Raw genomic sequence first — 17,041 nt, 5'->3', positions numbered from 1 at the left:
GAACGGATCAGTCGTCGAACATGGTGCCGGGGTTCAGCAGGCCCAGCGGGTCGAAGACCGCCTTGAGCCGGCGTTGCAGGGCGAGGCTGGTGTCACCGATCTCGTCGCGCAGCCAGCGACGCTTGAGCACCCCAACGCCGTGTTCGCCGGTGAGTGTGCCGCCGAGTTTGAGGGCCGCCTGAAACATCTCGTCGGCGGCAGCCCAGATCTCGTCGGGCACCTCCGCATCCGCCGCCGCGCCCGGTCGGCGCGTGATCACGAAGTTCGGGTGCAGGTTGCCGTCGCCGGCGTGGGCGACCGTGGGAATGGAAATGCCGGTGCGGGCGCTGATCGCGGCGATCGCGTCGAACATCTCGGCCATGCGCGAGCGGGGCACGGACACGTCTTCGATGAGCACCTGGCCCAACTGTTCGAGGGCAGGGTGCATGGCGCGGCGGATGGCCAGCAGGCGGTCACCGGAGGCAGCATCCGTTGAGAGGGTGGCTTCGCCGCCGGCTTCGCGCAGCACGATGAGCGCGGCGTCGGCCTCGGCGAGCGCCGCCGGCCCGTCGGTCTGCACGAGCAGGAAGGCGCCGCGGCCGAGCGGTAACCCGGCCGATCCCTCCGGGCCGAGGTAGGTTGCCACGTGCCCCAGAGCGACCGGGTCGATCAGTTCCATGACGGCGGGGCGGATGCGTGCGGCCGTGATAGCCGCGCTGGCCGCGGCCGCAGCCCTGACGGTGTTGAAAACGGCGCCGATCGTGGCGATCGTGCCCTCGGTGAGTGCCCGCACCCGCACGGTCGCCTCGACGATGACGCCGAGCGTTCCCTCTGAGCCGGTGAGTAGGGCGGTCAGGTCGTAACCGGTGACGCCCTTCACGGTTCGATGCCCGGTGCGCAGCAGGCTGCCGTCGGCGAGCACGACGGTCAGGCCGAGAACAGCCTCCCGGGTGACCCCGTACTTCGCGCAGAGCAGCCCCCCGGCGTTCGTGGCGATGTTGCCGCCGACGGTGGAGATGGCTTTGCTGGCCGGGTCGGGGGCGAACCAGAGGTTCTGCCGCGCGAGGGCGTCGTTGAGGTCCTGGTTGAGGACGCCGGCTTCGACGACGGCGAGTTCGTCGTCCGGGTTGATTTCGAGGATACGGGTCAGCCCGGCCACGCTCAGCACGATGGATCCGTCGGTGCCGCAGGCTCCGCCGGAGAGGCCGGTTCCGGCGCCACGGGTGACCACGGTGACCCGAAATTCGGTGGCGATACGCAGCGCGGCCTGAACCTGGTCAACCGTCGTGGCACGTACGATGGCGAGCGGCATGCCGTCGGCGACCCAGCCGGACTTGTCGGTGCGGTTTGCCGCGAGGTCGAGGGGGTCGACGCTGACGATATCGCCGAGCTCAAACTGGAGGCGCAGCAGTGCGTTCATCGTCCCAGCCTATCGAGCCGTGCCGTGTCTGATTTCCGCTACCGGCTGCCACCTGCGCGTGGCAGGCTCGGAGGGTGACCATTTCCTCCTCCCCCGCAATCAGGCTCGCCGACCCGGATTTCGCCGAACGGTATCGCATCATGTGCTCCCGGGACACCCGGTTCGACGGCCAGTTCATCACCGGCGTGCACACCACCGGCGTTTACTGCCGGCCGAGCTGCCCGGCGACGACGCCCAAACCCGGCAACGTGACGTTCTACCTCACTGCGGCGGCCGCCCACGAGGCCGGCTTGCGGGCCTGTAAACGCTGCCTGCCCGATGCTGTGCCCGGTTCACCGGCCTGGAACATGCGCGACGACCTCGCCGCCCGGTCGATGCGACTCATCTCGGACGGCGTCGTCGAGCGTGACGGTGTGCCGGGGCTCGCCGCCCGCCTCGGCTACACGCCAAGGCACCTGACCCGGGTGCTCGTCGCCGAACTCGGCGCGGGTCCGCTCGCCCTCGCCAGGGCGCACCGGGCTCAGACGGCCCGCCTGCTGCTGCTGGGCACCGACCTGCCGATCACCGACGTGGCCTTCGCCGCCGGCTTCGGCAGTGTTCGCCAATTCAACGACACCGTCGTCGCTGTCTACGAACGCACCCCGTCCCAGGTGCGTTCCAGCCGCCGTTCCGCGCCGGAGACAACCTCCTCCGGCATCGCCGAAACCAGAATCACGCTGCAACTGCCGGCTCGAACACCGTTCGACGGCGCCGGCGTGCTGCGCTTTCTCGGAACGCGCGCCCTGCCCGGCGTCGAAACGGCCACCGACACGAGCTACGCCCGCACGGTTCGACTGCCGCACGGTACGGGCGTGGTGGAGGTGACCCTGTCGGGAACGGATGCTGCCCCCGCGCTGACTTGCAGCATCCGCTTGGCGCACCTCACCGACCTGGCCCCCCTGGTGAGTCGGATCCGCCGGTTGTTCGACCTCGACGCCGATGCCCAGGCGATCGACCGCCACCTGGCCACTGACCCGGCGTTGGCCTTCTCGGTCGCGCAGACTCCCGGAATCCGCGTACCGGGCAGCATAGACGCCGAGGAATCCCTGTTCCGGGCGCTGATCGGGCAGCAGATCTCTGTCGCTGCGGCCCGCACCGCGCTGACCAGGCTGGCCGACGCCCTCGGCGACCGACTTCCCGGCCCCGAGCTGCAGCTACTGTTCCCCACCCCGGCCCAGATCGCTGCGGGCGGCCTGGCGGTGTTACGAGGGCCCCGCGCCCGCATCGAGACCATTCTGCGGGTCGCGCAGGCACTGGCAGCGGGTGATCTGGCGTTGTCCCCCGGACAGACCCGCGCAGAATTGGAGGGGAGCCTGATGGCCCTGCCCGGTATCGGACCGTGGACGGCCGGCTACGTGGCCATGCGGGTGCTCGGCAGCCCCGATATTCTGCTGACCAGCGACCTGGCACTGCGGCAGGGCGCTGGCCGGCTTGGCCTGGCGGTGGAACCGCGCACCCTCGCCGCCCGCGGGGCTGGCTGGGCGCCCTGGCGCAGTTACGCCGGAATGCACCTGTGGCGCGCGGCCGGCGCTCCTGTGGCTGCTGCATGGGACTCCTCCAAGCAGACCGACCGAGGGTTGGAGCACCCCACAGCGAAACCCGCAGGCCGCGCCGGTTAGCCTAGAAGAGTGAAATTTGCGCATCTACGAGTTGACGGCTCCTCCGTTCCCCGATTGGCCGTGATCTTCGATGATGCGGCGCTGTTCCTCGACGAGGTCATCGATGATGCCCCCCGCGACCTGCAGGACCTGCTCGAACAGGGCGAGGCCGGGTACGAACGTATTCGCGCGCTCAGCCTCGATGCCGTCTCGAACGGTGCAGCACTAACGCCGATCGACGAGCTGCGGCATTCCTCCGCGGTGCTGCGCCCGCCGCAGATCATCGCGATTGGCGCCAACTACGCCGCGCACTCGTCCGAGCTGAGCCTGCGCCTCGAGACGGCGGCGACCGTTTTCTCGCTCTGGCCGAACTCGCTCACCGGGCACGGCTCGACCATCACCTGGCCGCGTGACCTCACCACCCAGGTCGACTACGAAGCCGAACTCGGTGTGATCATCGGTCGCCCAGCGCACAACGTGTCGGTTGCCAACGCGCTGGACTATGTCTTCGGGTACACCGTCGTGAACGACATCACCGCGCGCGACCTGCAGTTCTCCGAGGCCCAGTGGTCCCGTTGCAAGTCCTTCGACGGTTTCACGCCCACCGGTCCGCTCGTCGTCACCGCCGATGAGATCGGCGACCCGCAGAACCTATGGCTGACCACGCACGTCGACGGTCGCATTCTGCAGGACGCCTCGAGCGGCGACATGGTGCGCACCGTCGCGGAGATCATCGCCTACCTGTCCAAAACCTCGACGCTGATGCCGGGAACCCTCATCTCCACCGGCAGCCCTGGCGGTGCCGGTTACAGCCGCAAACCGCCGATCTTTCTGCGCGACGGCTCCACCGTGACCATCTCGATCGACAAGATCGGCATGCTCACGACGCACTGTCGCGAGATCTAGCCGCGCCCCGAGGTCCTGGTCAGAGGCGCGGGTCGTCCTTGCCGTCGCGGGCGAGCAGTTCATCCTCGACCGTGCCGCCGTAGCCATCCGCTTGCGGGTCGCGGTGCAACCCGCCCGAGACCGCGTATTCCTCCTCGGGTGAAAGAACGAGTCGCTTGCGCCCCCAGAAGGCGAAGGCCAAGAGCATCACCAGGTAGACCACGGCGATGGCCGCAATCGCCGGGCGTGCCGGTTCGTTGATGAAGAACCCGAAGAAGATCGCCAGTGAGAGGATGCCGGCGATGACGGCACCCGGAACGCCCCAGGGGCTGCGGTACGGGCGGCTCGCGTTCGGGAACTTTCTGCGCAGCAGCACAAACGACACCATCTGCAGCACGTAGGCGATCACAGCACCCCAGACCGCGATGTTGAGCACGATGGCTCCCGCGACGCCCCCGGCCCCGCCGAGCGAATCGACCAGCACGAGGGCGACGAAACCGATGACCGCACCCACGAGCAGGGCGATGGCCGGGGTCTGACGTTTTCCGGTGAGTGACAGAAACTTCGGGTAGTAGCCGGCCCGCGACAGCGAATACATGTTCCGTCCGTAGGCGAACATGATCCCCTGCAACGAGGCCAGGAGCCCGATCAGCGCGAACAGGGCCAGCACCGCTGCGGCGCCGTCGCCCACAATCGCTCGGAACCCATCGAGCAGAGGCTCGCTCGATCCGGCAATCTCGGACGCACCCACCACTCCGGTGTTGAGAAACAGCACAAGCAGGCCCGTTACGATCAGCGTGGTGCGAGCGATGAGGCCGGCCCGCGGGATATCCCGCACCGGATTGTGCGATTCCTCGGCGGCCAGCGGGAGTTCCTCGATGCCCAGGAAAAACCACATGGCATACGGCAGCGCGAACAGGATCGGAACGATTCCGTGTGGCAGGAAGGCGCTCTGACCGGCATCCGGCGTGATATTGAAGAGGCTGTCCCAGCTGAACAAACCGGAGAACGCGGCCATCACCGAGAACACCAGCAGGATGGCAATGGAGATGATCGCGACGACGATGGCGAATTTGAAGGAGATGGCCGCTCCGGCAGCATTGAGTGCGATGAAAGCGACGTACAGGATGAGCCACCACACCCACGGCGGCAGGGAGACACCGAGCAGTTCCTGCGTGATCCCGTCGGCGTAGGAAGCTGAGAAATACACGATGACGGCGGTGGTCGCGACGTACTCGATGGTCTCGGCCAGCCCGGTGACGAACCCGCCCCAGGGGCCCATGGCGGCGCGGGCGAACGAGTAGGCCCCGCCGGTGTGCGGCATCGCAGACGCCATCTCGCCGATGCTGAAGATCATCCCGTAGTACATGACGATGAGCAGCAGGAAGGCGACCAGCATTCCGCCAAAACCGGCGAAGTCGATACCAAAGTTCCAGCCCGAAAAGTCACCGGAGATCACCGCAGCCACGGCCAGGCCCCACAGGCCCCAGATGCCCGCGCTGCGGGTGAGGCGGCGCTTCTCGAAGTAGCCGGCCTGCGCCGTGGTGTACTTCACGCCCGAAACTTTCAAGGTGTCTTTGGACATCTCAATTCCTTTGCGCTCGTCGCGCACCCGAGGACTTAGCCGAAGGCGGGGCGCAATCGTTCAGTGAGGTTGCCACGATGCTAGGCGGGGAATGGTTCGCTGTATATACCTTTGAAGAAAATCAGGTTCGTGAATCAAAGCCCGAGCACCGCTCCCGCGCTGATGAAGTGTGGTCTAATGGTTGCAAATTGCACGATTGACCCGTTTGACGCCTCACCCGCACCGACTCATCCGCACCGACTCAACGGCACCGAGGAGAAGCCCAGTGAATACTCGATCCGGAAACCTCACCCTCGACGACCTGACCATTCTGGTTTCCAACCGCGAGATCGACACGGTGATCGTCGCGTTCACCGACATGCAGGGCCGACTCGTTGGTAAACGACTCTCCGCGCGGCTGTTCCTGGAGGATGCTGCCGCTCATGGCGCGGAATGCTGCAACTACCTTCTCGCCGTCGACGTCGAGATGAACACCGTCGATGGCTATGCCACGTCGAGCTGGTCGCACGGCTACGGCGATATGGCGATGATCCCGGACCTCGACACGCTGCGGTTGGCCCCGTGGCTGCCCGGAACAGCGCTCGTCACCGCCGACCTGCACTGGCTCGACGAGAAGCCAGTGCTCGCCTCTCCGCGTCAGATTCTGCGCCGGCAACTGGACCGACTGGCCGAACATGGTCTCAAGCCGTTCTGTGCAACCGAGCTCGAGTTCATCGTCTTCGACGACGGCTACCGCGAGGCCTGGAAGAAGGGGTATCACGGCCTCACGCCGGCGAGCGACTACAACATCGATTATTCGCTGTTGGCATCCACTCGAATGGAACCGCTGCTGCGCGATATTCGCCTTGCCATGGACGGCGCCGGCATGTACTGCGAAGGAGTGAAGGGCGAGTGCAATCTCGGGCAGCAGGAGATCGGGTTCCGCTATGCGACCGCCCTGGCCACCTGTGACAACCATTCCGTCTACAAAAGTGGCGCCAAGGAGATCGCCGACGCGCACGGTAAGAGCCTCACGTTCATGGCCAAGTTCAACGAGCGCGAGGGCAACAGCTGCCATATCCACATCAGCCTGCAGGGCCCGGGAGGTGAACCGGTCTTTCACGACGCCCAGGCTGAACACGGCATGTCAACGCTCTTCCGACAGTTCCTGGCCGGACAGGTTGCGCTCATGCGGGAACTGACCCTGTTCTCCGCCCCCAACATCAACTTGTACAAGCGTTACGTGCCGGGTAGTTTCGCGCCGACAGCGCTGGCCTGGGGGCTCGACAATCGAACGTGTGCCCTGCGCGTCGTCGGGCACGGCGCGGCTCTGCGGGTGGAGAACCGGGTTCCCGGCGGCGACGTCAATCAATATCTGGCTGTCGCAGCCTTGATCGCGGCTGGCCTGTACGGCATCGAGCACGAACTCGAGCTGGAACCCGCCTACCAGGGAAACGCGTACACCAGCAACGTGCCGCGAGTTCCGTCGTCTCTGCGCGAATCGGCCGAACTGTTCGCCGGTTCCGTCGCCGCCCGCGAGGCGTTCGGCACCGAGGTCGTCGAGCATTACCTGAACAACGCTCGCATCGAGGTTGACGCCTACAACGCCGCCGTGACCGACTGGGAGCGGGTGCGCGGCTTTGAGCGACTCTGAGACTTTCAGTGACTCTGACGCCAGACCGGTGATCGGCCTGACCACCTATCTCGAACAAGCCCAGACCGGGGTCTGGGATGTGCCGGCCGCGATTCTGCCGCGCGTCTATTTCGACGCGATCACCAACGCCGGCGGCATCGCCGTGCTGCTGCCGCCCCAGCCCGTGAACGCCGCCATCGCCAACCGGGTGCTCGACGGGCTCGACGCCCTGGTCGTCACCGGCGGTAAAGACGTCGACCCGGCTCGCTACGGGCAGGCCGCCCATCCCCAGACCGACGAGCCCCGACCCGATCGAGACGCCTGGGAAGAGGTGCTGCTGCACCAGGCTATCGCCCGCGAACTGCCGTTTCTCGGCATCTGTCGGGGGGCGCAGATGCTCAACGTCGCCCTCGGTGGGAGTCTCCACCAGCATCTGCCCGACCTGGTCGGCGACACCACCTATCAAGCCGGCAACGGTGTGTTCAATGTCGTCGACGTTGCCGTCGAACCAGAGTCGAGGCTCAGCGAACTGCTGGGCAACCAAACGCTCCTGCCGGCGGTGCCGGTGTACCACCACCAGGCCATAGACCGCGTCGCCGCCGGTCTGCGGGTGACAGCCGCAACGGATGCCGGCATCGTGCAGGCTGTGGAGCTGACGACGGTGCCGTTCGGGATGGCCGTTCAGTGGCATCCGGAACAAACGCCCGACGACCTTCGCCTCTTCGCCGGACTGATCAGCGCCGCGCGCGACTTTCGAGCGGCCAGGCAGCACCGGGCCAAGCCAGAACCGCATCCGGCACGGTATCCGGCAGGGGCAGAAAAGGAAACAGCATGAGCAGCTACACCGTCGTCAACCCGGCCGATGAATCGATCGGTGAAACCGTCGAGCACCGGGGCCTGGACGAAACCGACGAGGCGATCGCCCGTGCCGTGCTGGCCCAGACGGTGTGGGCCAGCGTGGTGCCCGCTGACAAGGCCCGCGTCTTACGGCGATTCGCAGAAGTTGTCGACGCTGACCGGGAAAACCTGGCCGCAATCGAGGTCCGCAACTCGGGGCATCCGATCACGCAGGCGCGTTGGGAAGCGGGGCACGTGCGTGACGTGCTCGACTATTACTCGGCAGCTCCCGAGCGCATGTTCGGGCAGCAGATCCCCGTCGCGGGCGGTATCGACCTCACCTTCCACGAGCCGCTCGGCGTGGTCGGTGTCATCACTCCGTGGAACTTTCCGATGACGATCGGTGCCTGGGGATTCGCGCCGGCCCTCGCAGCCGGAAACGCCGTGGTTTTGAAACCGGCGGAATGGACACCGCTGTCAAGCATCCGTTTAGCAGAACTCGCCCTCGACGCGGGTCTGCCGGAAGGACTTTTCCAGGTGCTGCCTGGGCGTGGCTCAGTCGTGGGAAACCGGTTTGTGACGCACCCCGACGTACGCAAGGTCGTGTTCACCGGCTCGACCGCCGTCGGCAAGCAGATCATGGCCGGCTGTGCCGACCAAGTCAAGCGGGTGACCCTGGAACTGGGCGGCAAGAGCGCCAATCTCGTCTTCGCCGACGCCGACCTGGAACGCGCTGCCGCTGCAGCGCCGTCGGGCGTGTTCGAGAACGCGGGCCAGGATTGCTGCGCGCGAAGTCGTATCCTGGTGCAGGCCAGCGTGTTCGATCGGTTCATGGAGCTGCTCGAACCGGCTGTCGCCGCGGTACGGGTCGGCGATCCGACCGACCCGGCCACCGAGATGGGCCCCTTGGTCTCACGACAGCATCACGCTGCCGTGTCGGCGTATCTGCCCGCGGATGCACCGGTCGCCTTCCGCGGGAGCGCTCCGACCGGCCCGGGGTTTTGGATCGCCCCGACCGTACTCACGCCCTCCAGCCGTCTTGATCGCTGCGTGACCGAGGAGATCTTCGGCCCGATCGTGACCGTGCTGCCTTTCGACGATGAGACCGATGCCGTGAAGCTCGCCAATGACACCGACTACGGGTTGTCCGGTTCGATCTGGACCAGGGACGTCGGCCGGGCCATTCGCGTTGCCCGCGGCGTGGAGTCGGGCAACCTGTCGGTCAATTCGCACTCGTCGGTGCGCTACTCGACCCCGTTCGGCGGGTTCAAGCAGTCCGGACTCGGGCGGGAATTGGGACCGGATGCCCCCCTGCACTTCACTGAAACCAAGAACGTTTTCATCGCGGTTGACTAGTTCCACACTGAAGGAGAACCTGTGAGTATCACGCCCATCGACCTGACCCAGCGCCTGGCAGGCAAGGTCGCCGTCATCACCGGCGGGGCCAGTGGTATCGGCCTGGCCACCGCCAGGCGGTTCAGCGCCGAGGGCGCCATCGTCGTCATCGGTGACCTCGACGACACGGCCGGCCAGGCGGCCGCAGATCTGGTCGGCGGTCTCTTCGTCAAGGTCGATGTCACCGATCAGGACCAGGTGGATCATCTCTTCGACACCGCATTCGAGGCTTATGGATCGGTCGACGTGGCCTTCAACAACGCGGGAATTTCTCCGCCCGACGACGACTCCATTGAGACGACCGAACTTCCCGCCTGGCAAAAAGTGCAGGACGTCAACCTCAAATCGGTGTACCTGTGCTGCCGCGCGGCCCTGCGCCATATGGTGCGTCAGGGCAGCGGATCGATCATCAACACCGCCAGTTTCGTCGCCGTGCTGGGGTCAGCGACCAGCCAGATCTCCTACACCGCGTCAAAGGGCGGAGTCCTCGCGATGAGCCGGGAACTGGGCGTGCAGTTCGCCCGCCAGGGCATTCGGGTGAACGCACTCTGCCCGGGGCCGGTCAACACGCTCCTGCTGCAGGAACTGTTCTCGAAGGACCCCGAGCGTGCAGCTCGGCGGCTGGTTCACATTCCGATCGGTCGTTTCGCCGAACCCGAAGAGCTCGCGGCGGCCGTTGCTTTTCTGGCCAGTGACGACTCGTCCTTCATGACCGGCACCACCTTTCTGGTGGATGGTGGCATCAGCTCGGCCTATGTCACGCCAGAGTAGTGCCGGACCGCCGACGGCAGGCCTGAGCAGTGACCTGCTCCTGGGCCCTGTTTCTGGCACCAACACGTTCGAAGAGACGGTGCAACGACTGCTGCAAACGGTGCGGCTGGGTCTGATCGCGCCGGGCGAGCGGCTGCCGGCCGAACGAGAACTGGCTGCGCAATTGGGCGTCAGTCGCGACACGCTGCGCGAGGCGATAGCGTCCCTTGCCGGGGCCGGCTACCTGATTTCCCGGCGTGGGCGCTACGGCGGCACCTTCGTCAGCAACGTGCTGCCCGCGCCGCCGCTGCTGGCGGAGAAAAACCCAACCGGCGCCTCGCACCCGTCGATCACCGCAGCCCAGATCGATGACGTGCTCACCCTGCGGGACATTCTCGAGGTCGGCGGCGCCCGCGCCGCCGCCGGCCGCGTGCTGTCCCCGCCGGAACGTGAGCTGCTCTGGTCGAGCCTGGAGGCGGCCGCGGCCGCCGACGCCGATGAGTACCGCCGCGTCGATTCCCGCCTGCACCTCTATATCGGCGAGTTGGCCGGTTCGCCGTCGCTCGTGCCGCTCCTCGCCGACGTGCGCATGCGGCTCAACGAATTGCTCGATGCCATTCCCCTGCTGGCGCCCAACATCGCCCATTCCAACAAGCAGCATGAACAGATCGTCATCGCAATTCTCACCGGTCGACCGGATGCCGCAACCGACGCCATGCGGGAGCACCTGAGCGGGACCGCCCTGCTGCTGCGCGGTTTTCTCGAATAGGCGGGCTGAGCGGGCCAATCTCACGGGCGTGAGCCCCGACATCCGTTCGCCGCGCTAGTCACCGATCAGGGCTTCAGCCGAGCAGCGCCTCGACCGGGCCGCGCACGAAGAAGAGCACGAACCCGGCCGCGACAACCCAGAGCAGCGGGCTGATCTCGCGGCCCTTGCCCGACAGGCTGCGCACGAGCACCCAGCTGATGAACCCGGCGCCGATGCCGTTGGCGATCGAGTAGGTCAGCGGCATCACGATGATGGTCAAGAAGATGGGCAGGGTGCTGGAGAATTCGGTGAAGTCGAGGTGGCGAATCTGCGACACCATGAGTGCTCCGACGATCACGAGCGCGGCGGCAGCCACTTCGAGAGGCACGATCTGGGTCAGCGGGGTAAAGAACATGGCGGCCAGAAAGAGGATGCCGGTGATCACGTTGGCCGCGCCGGTGCGGGCGCCCTCACCGATTCCGGCGCCCGATTCGATGAACGCGGTGTTCGAGGAGGCGCTCGTGGCCCCGCCGGCGACGGCGCCGATGCCCTCCACGATCAGTGCCGATTTCAGCCGCGGGAACTTGCCGTCCTGATCGGCCAGGCCGGCCTCACTGGCCAGTCCGGTCATGGTGCCCATGGCGTCGAAGAAGTTGGTGAAGACCAGGGTGAAGACGAGCATCACCGCGGCGAGCATGCCGATTCGTTCGAACGCACCGAAGGAGACCTGGCCGATCAGGCCGAGGTCGGGCAGCGCGACAACGCTTGTCGGCAGCACCGGGGCGTTCAGGTTCCAGCCGGCCGGGTTGGTGCCGAACGAGGGCCCGACCTTGAAGATGGCCTCGAGGATCACGGCGATGGCGGTGGTCGCCACGATGCCGATCAGCAGCGCAGCCTTGACCTTACGAGCCAGGAGCACGCCGATAATGATGAGCCCGACGACAAAGACCGCGGTCGGCAGGGTAGCGATCGAGCCGGCGTCACCGAGCTGAACCGGCGGTGAGTTCGCGCCGCTGGCGCGCACGAAGCCGGAGTCGACAAGGCCGATGAACGCGATAAACAGGCCGATACCGACGGTAATGGCGATTTTCAGCTGCCGCGGGATGGCGTTGAAGATGAGTGCGCGCAGGCCGGTCGAAGCGAGGAGCACGATGATGAGGCCGTTGATGACGACGAGGCCCATCGCCTCAGCCCAGGTCACCTGGCCGACGACGCTCACGGCGAGGAACGAGTTGATGCCGAGCCCGGCTGCGAAGCCGTAGGGCAGGCGGGCGATGACGCCGAACAGAATCGTCATGACGCCGGCCGTCAGTGCGGTGACGGCGGCGACCTGCTCATTGGGCAGCCAGCCGCCTTCCACGTCGACGGCGGCCTGGTCGGCGCTGAAGCCGCCGAGAATCAGCGGGTTCAGAATGACGATATAGGCCATCGTGACGAAGGTGACGACGCCGCCGCGAAATTCTCGGGACCAGGTGGAGCCCCGGCTGGTGATCTCGAAATACGAGTCGACGCGGGCCTTCAGGCCACGTGCTGCCGGCTGCGGCGAGGCCGCGTGAGTGGGTGTTTCGGTGCTGCTGATGGTGTGCTCCCGGTGCCGTGGCGTTTAACGCAAGGTTCCAGTCTACGACGGCACCGACCCCTCACACGTGCGGCACGAACCGTCCCCAGGCCAGACGTCGTTCCCGATTCGGGTCGGCTTCGACGTGGTCCGTTTGGTCGATGATGAGCGTCTCACGGGTGGTTTCGTCGTAGCGCGGCCACGTAGCCGATGGCACGCCGCCGGCTACGAAGCCGAGCCACCAGTCCTGCATTCGGGCGCCGATGTTCTGGAAGGCGCGACGACCGCCCAGCGCGGTCATGCCACGACCGAACCAGCCGTCGAGCCGGTCGAACAACGGAAACAGTTCGAGGCCGTGGGTGGCGTCGAGTCCCATCAGCCGCAGCAGGCGCGGCGCCGCGTCGAAGCGGTAGAAGTACACCGGGGCATAGCGGGAATGGCGTTCGCCGACCTTCACGCTCGGGTACCAGAACGAGTAGTCACCGCCGAAATCGAGCGCGGCCCGCAGCGCCGGAATTCCCGGATACTGCGCTTTGAGCGCCTTTTTCGCCTTCTTCTTGGTGTTCTTGAAAATCGCGCGGATGCGCGGGGGCGTCGTGGCGAGAATGTCGATGCGGCCGCTGAACAGCGAGCCCTCCCGCGCGTTGGTGCCGATGATCAGCGGGATGCGGGCGGCCCGACCATCCCGGAAGGCGTCGAGCGGGCGTTCAGGCAGAAAGTCGCCGTCGATGACCGGGCAGAGGGGAATCGTTCCCGGGTCTTGGTCTGGTGTGCGCACGGTGAGCGCCGTCGTCGCCTCGGCGAGCCTGGCCGGGTCGGTCGCGAGCAGCAGGCGGGCGGCATCCGCGTTGCTGTGCGGTCCGGGGCTGTCCACCAGACTGTCCACGAACTCGCCAGCCCACCGCGCGGTGAGGTCACTCGGATACACCGCGTTGGGCGGCGCGCTCTGCGCAATCGCCCCGTGGAACAGCCCGGCGGCACTCGGTACGGTCATCAGGGTGGTGACCGCGTTACCGCCGGCTGACTCACCGAACAGGGTGACGGCATCCGGGTCTCCGCCGAAGGCGCGAATGTTGCCCTGCACCCATTGCAGTGCGGCGACCTGGTCGCGCAGCCCCAGATTGCTCTCGAACGGATGCTCCGGCGTGGCATACCGGGAAAAGTCCAGGTACCCGAGAGCCCCGAGCCGGTAGTTGAGGCTGACGTAGACGATGCCGCCGCGCCGAACGAGTCCCTCGCCCTGGCGCGGCACCTCGCGGCTGGAACCGACGCTGTATGCGCCGCCGTGGATGAACACCATCACGGGGCGCAGGGCGCTTTGCAGCCCCGCACCCTGACGCATCCGCTCGTCGGGAGCGATCACGTTGAGATTGAGGCAGTCCTCCCCCTGTGGGATGCGTGGATGAGCGCCACGAAACTGCCCCTTGTGACTCTGCGGGGCGACGAGGCCCCACTCGCTCGCATCGCGTACCCCGCGCCAGGACGGTGCCGGCTGCGGGGCACGAAAGCGCCGGTCACCGACCGGAGCTGCCGCGTAGGGGATTCCGCGCCAGGCGAGCACTCCGCGCTCGCGCACCCCGCGCAGCAGACCGGTGGATACTCGCACCTCAAGACCTGCCTCGGTGGTGGGATCAGCGAGTTGACTCATGCAGCGAGTCTATTCCGCGGCGCTGTCAGAGCGATGCCGTGCGAGCGGCGCTGCTCGGCGACTACGCTCGAGTCAGATCACGCACCTGAAGAAACGAGAACCACAATGGCACTGCCCTGGACCCTGCACGGCGACGGAAAAACGGTCGGGGCGCAGGAGGTCGTCGGTCCTGGCGAACGTTTGAACTGGCCGTTGACCATCGGAATCGGCTCGCAGCACGTCGTCGCCATGTTCGGTGCGACTTTTCTGGTACCGCTGCTCACCGATTTTCCGCCGAGCACGACGCTGCTGTTCTCGGGCATCGGAACACTGCTCTTTCTGCTGATCACCGGCAATAAACTGCCCAGCTATCTCGGCTCGTCGTTCGCCTTCATCGCACCGATCACCGCGGCAACGGCCTCGGCCGGAATGAGCAGCGCTCTGTTCGGAATCCTCGCCGTCGGGGTACTGCTCGCCCTGGTCGGCGTCATCGTGCAACTCACCGGCACCGGCTGGATCGACCGGCTGATGCCGCCGATCGTGTCGGGCGCCATCGTCGCACTGATCGGCTTCAACCTCGCTCCGGTCGCCAAGGCCAACTTCGAGAAGGCACCGCTCACCGCGCTCATCACCCTCCTCGCCGTGATTTTGTGCACCGTGCTGTTTCGCGGCATCCTCGGCCGGCTGTCGATCTTTCTCGGCGTGGTCGTCGGCTACATCGCGGCGGTCTTTTTCGGCGAAGTTGATTTCAGTCGGGTCGCCGAAGCCGCCTGGATCGGCTTGCCGCCCTTCACCGCGCCGGCTAACCCGTTTGAGAACCCGGCCGCCGTCTTCGGCGTGCTGCCCGCTTTTCTCCCGGTTGTGCTCGTGCTCATCGCCGAGAACGTCGGCCACATCAAGGGGGTCGCCCAGATGACGGATGCGAAGGTGAACCGGCTGACCGGGCGGGCTTTGCTTGCCGACGGCCTGGCCACCATGCTCGCCGGCTTCGGCGGCGGCAGCGGTACCACGACCTACGGTGAAAACATCGGCGTCATGGCGGCGACCCGCATCTACTCAACGGCCGCATACTGGGTTGCGGGAATCGTCGCGATCCTGCTCGGTCTCTCCCCCAAGATCGGTGCGATCATCTTCACGATCCCCGACGGTGTGCTCGGCGGAGTCACCACGGCGCTCTACGGGCTGATCGGTGTCATCGGCGTGAAGATCTGGCTCGACAACAAGGTCGACTTCTCCAAGCCGGTGAACCAGTTCACGGCAGCGACCGCGCTGATCATCGGCATCGCCGACTTCACGCTTAATGCCGGAGCGCTCAGCTTCAACGGCATCGCGCTCGGAACCGTAGCCGCCATCGTGATCTACCACCTGATGACCTGGCTGGCGCGGGTCCGCCGAACCGCCTGACCCGCTCACCAAGCGAATGACCGAAACTGCGCGAACAGCGGGACTGTTCCGCCTAGTGGCGGTAATCGTCGAGTGGGTGGCCCGGTCGCGGGTCGTTCCCCTGTCTCTGGTCGAGGGCGTGTCGCTGGTCGAGCGCGTGAAGACCGTGCTGCGATCGTGCAGGCAGAACGCTACCCCAAGCACTGTCGCTTGCTGAGCCGCCGGGCACGCGCCGGGCGGTGGCCGACAGATCGGGTGAGGCTGGCAGCATGAGCGGGTTCTTGCTCGGTAGGGCGATGAGCGCCTGCTCGGGGTCGATCTCGGCGGCGGGTTGCAGCCAGTATTCGTCGTCTCGGAGCAGGATTTTCCAGCCCCGGTTGTGGAGCAGCAGGTGGTGCAGGGCGCAGAGCAGAATCGCCTGGTCGATGTTGGAAAGTCCCTGCTCAGACCAGTTTTCGAGGTGGTGCGCTTCGGTCCAGGAGGGTGGTCGGTCGCAGTCGGGCCAGCGGCAGCCGCCGTCGCGCACGGCGAGGGCTCGGCGTTGTTCCCGGTTGAACAGGCGTTGGTCTCGTCCCATGTTGAGGGGTTGCCCGGCCTGGTCAAACAGGATGCCGAGATAGCCGGAGTCGCAGAGGTGCCGGGCGATGGTCTCGGCTGAGACGGGGGCCGGGTTGCCCTCAAGATAACCGAATGGCGTGGTGGCAGGTGGGGAGTTGGGCACCGTGGTGGGTTCGCCAAGGCCAGTATCCGCTGAGTCATTCGGCGCTTGGACTGGCGCTCGCACTGCGACCGTGTCGCTCGGCGTCTCGCCGGAGTTGTCGTTCCCGTTCGTGTTCTCGCTGGAGTCCGTGCCGGGCGCAGCGCGTCCACCGGTTCCGACCTGCGCGGCGGTGCCAGCGTGCTCGGCGGTCCCGCCAATCCCAGCGGTCTCGATGCCCCCGGTGGTTCCAGCAATTCTGGCTGTTCCGGTGGTCCCGGTCGTTCCCGTCGTTCCGGTCGTTCCCGTCGTTCCGCTGGTGGTGTTGGTGTCGGTGATTCCGGTGATTCCAGTGATTGCGGCTGTTCCGGTCGCGGTGCGCTCGGCAGGTTTCNCTGTTCCGGTCGCGGTGCGCTCGGCAGGTTTCGTCGGTGTCGGTGTCGGTGTCGCGCTGCTCGGTGAGGGGGTGCGGGCATCCGCTGTGGCGACTGGCGCGGCCGGGGCAGGGATGGTGGTGGGGCGGTCGTGTTCGGTGACGATGACCTGCACGACCGGGCGACGACCACCGAACAGCGTGTTCGGATCAGCGTCGGCGCCGAGCTTGAGCAACTGCGTGAAGGAGTCCGCGGCGATCTGATCCACGGTGCGCGGGTCGTCCTTCACGCTCTGCGCCCACTTCGCCCGCTCCGGGTCGACGAACCGCACCCCACCGCGGCGCGGGCTCGTCAACGCGTCATACGTCGCCATCCACAGCTCGCCCTGCTCCGGCGGCAGCAGCGCATGCAGCGTCACCATGCCATCGGCCCGCCGCCACAGCGACCAGGTGGTATCGTCACGAGCCTGCTTCTCCCGCGCGCGAATGCCCGCCGCGTCGAGTTCGTCGCGCAGCCGGCGGGCTCGTTTGTAGGCCTGCTCGGTATTCATCCCC

Annotated in this window: 13 protein-coding genes; 8 read left to right on the top strand and 5 right to left on the bottom strand. The window is 66.4% G+C overall.

Features of this window, described 5'->3' with window-relative positions:
• Nucleotides 1-7 precede the first annotated feature (7 nt).
• Nucleotides 8-1,399, bottom strand: a complete 1,392-nt coding sequence (locus E3O25_RS03405) for an FAD-binding oxidoreductase (protein WP_134360459.1) — start codon at nucleotides 1,397-1,399, stop codon at nucleotides 8-10.
• Nucleotides 1,400-1,473: 74 nt separating this feature from the next.
• On the opposite strand from E3O25_RS03405, the gene E3O25_RS03400 reads away from it, so the two are divergent.
• A complete protein-coding gene (locus E3O25_RS03400) occupies nucleotides 1,474-3,057 on the top strand; it encodes a DNA-3-methyladenine glycosylase 2 (protein ID WP_255576056.1) in 1,584 nt (527 codons plus the stop codon).
• Nucleotides 3,058-3,066: 9 nt separating this feature from the next.
• A complete protein-coding gene (locus E3O25_RS03395) occupies nucleotides 3,067-3,942 on the top strand; it encodes a fumarylacetoacetate hydrolase family protein (protein WP_092112116.1) in 876 nt (291 codons plus the stop codon).
• A gap of 19 nt (nucleotides 3,943-3,961) precedes the next feature.
• Here E3O25_RS03395 and E3O25_RS03390 read toward each other — a convergent pair whose 3' ends face one another.
• Complete coding sequence (locus E3O25_RS03390; protein WP_092112114.1) at nucleotides 3,962-5,506, bottom strand: amino acid permease; 1,545 nt, start codon at nucleotides 5,504-5,506, stop codon at nucleotides 3,962-3,964.
• Between the two features lie 265 nt (nucleotides 5,507-5,771).
• Here E3O25_RS03390 and E3O25_RS03385 point away from each other — a divergent pair, with 265 nt between their 5' ends.
• From E3O25_RS03385 to E3O25_RS03365, 5 genes are read left to right on the top strand one after another with little or no spacing between them, the layout of a single operon-like run.
• A complete protein-coding gene (locus tag E3O25_RS03385; RefSeq protein WP_174721704.1) occupies nucleotides 5,772-7,139 on the top strand; it encodes a glutamine synthetase family protein in 1,368 nt (455 codons plus the stop codon).
• Nucleotides 7,126-7,953: a gamma-glutamyl-gamma-aminobutyrate hydrolase family protein gene (locus E3O25_RS03380; protein ID WP_198410942.1), complete on the top strand. Its 828-nt coding sequence runs from the start codon at nucleotides 7,126-7,128 to the stop codon at nucleotides 7,951-7,953. The genes E3O25_RS03385 and E3O25_RS03380 overlap by 14 nt, the downstream gene beginning before the upstream one ends.
• On the top strand, nucleotides 7,950-9,311 hold the full coding sequence (locus tag E3O25_RS03375; protein ID WP_134360458.1) for an aldehyde dehydrogenase: 1,362 nt from the start codon (nucleotides 7,950-7,952) through the stop codon (nucleotides 9,309-9,311). The genes E3O25_RS03380 and E3O25_RS03375 overlap by 4 nt, the downstream gene beginning before the upstream one ends.
• Before the next feature lie 42 nt (nucleotides 9,312-9,353).
• Entirely contained in the window at nucleotides 9,354-10,121 is a 768-nt protein-coding gene (locus E3O25_RS03370) for a 3-oxoacyl-ACP reductase (protein WP_304988805.1), read from the top strand.
• The gene (locus E3O25_RS03365) at nucleotides 10,105-10,869 is read left to right on the top strand and encodes a FadR/GntR family transcriptional regulator (protein ID WP_092112108.1); all 765 of its coding nucleotides are present in this window, start codon (nucleotides 10,105-10,107) and stop codon (nucleotides 10,867-10,869) included. The genes E3O25_RS03370 and E3O25_RS03365 overlap by 17 nt, the downstream gene beginning before the upstream one ends.
• A gap of 73 nt (nucleotides 10,870-10,942) precedes the next feature.
• Here the strand turns inward: E3O25_RS03365 and E3O25_RS03360 are convergent, their stop codons facing one another.
• Together E3O25_RS03360 and E3O25_RS03355 are read right to left on the bottom strand one after the other, a co-directional pair.
• Nucleotides 10,943-12,370: an NCS2 family permease gene (locus tag E3O25_RS03360; protein WP_255576059.1), complete on the bottom strand. Its 1,428-nt coding sequence runs from the start codon at nucleotides 12,368-12,370 to the stop codon at nucleotides 10,943-10,945.
• 118 nt (nucleotides 12,371-12,488) lie between these two features.
• Nucleotides 12,489-14,054, bottom strand: a complete 1,566-nt coding sequence (locus E3O25_RS03355) for a carboxylesterase/lipase family protein (RefSeq protein ID WP_092112102.1) — start codon at nucleotides 14,052-14,054, stop codon at nucleotides 12,489-12,491.
• Between the two features lie 105 nt (nucleotides 14,055-14,159).
• Between E3O25_RS03355 and E3O25_RS03350 the strand changes: the two genes are divergently transcribed.
• A complete protein-coding gene (locus E3O25_RS03350) occupies nucleotides 14,160-15,437 on the top strand; it encodes a uracil-xanthine permease family protein (RefSeq protein WP_092112100.1) in 1,278 nt (425 codons plus the stop codon).
• A 52-nt stretch (nucleotides 15,438-15,489) separates the two neighbouring features.
• Here E3O25_RS03350 and E3O25_RS03345 read toward each other — a convergent pair.
• A partial coding sequence (locus E3O25_RS03345) for a DUF222 domain-containing protein (RefSeq protein ID WP_134360456.1) occupies nucleotides 15,490-17,041 on the bottom strand: 1,552 nt, incomplete at its 5' end.

The organism is Cryobacterium sp. TMT1-3 (assembly GCF_004402315.1).
Classification (GTDB): domain Bacteria; phylum Actinomycetota; class Actinomycetes; order Actinomycetales; family Microbacteriaceae; genus Cryobacterium; species Cryobacterium luteum.
This window is presented reverse-complemented; position numbering and strand designations above follow the sequence as displayed.

Excerpts from the sequence above, each read along its gene's own strand:
- E3O25_RS03390 (WP_092112114.1), bottom strand. The coding sequence starts at position 5,506 with ATGTCCAAAGACACCTTGAAAGTTTCGGGCGTGAAGTACACCACGGCG.
- E3O25_RS03355 (WP_092112102.1), bottom strand. The coding sequence starts at position 14,054 with ATGAGTCAACTCGCTGATCCCACCACCGAGGCAGGTCTTGAGGTGCGA.
- E3O25_RS03365 (WP_092112108.1), top strand. The coding sequence starts at position 10,105 with ATGTCACGCCAGAGTAGTGCCGGACCGCCGACGGCAGGCCTGAGCAGT.
- E3O25_RS03350 (WP_092112100.1), top strand. The coding sequence starts at position 14,160 with ATGGCACTGCCCTGGACCCTGCACGGCGACGGAAAAACGGTCGGGGCG.
- E3O25_RS03405 (WP_134360459.1), bottom strand. The coding sequence starts at position 1,399 with ATGAACGCACTGCTGCGCCTCCAGTTTGAGCTCGGCGATATCGTCAGC.
- E3O25_RS03375 (WP_134360458.1), top strand. The coding sequence starts at position 7,950 with ATGAGCAGCTACACCGTCGTCAACCCGGCCGATGAATCGATCGGTGAA.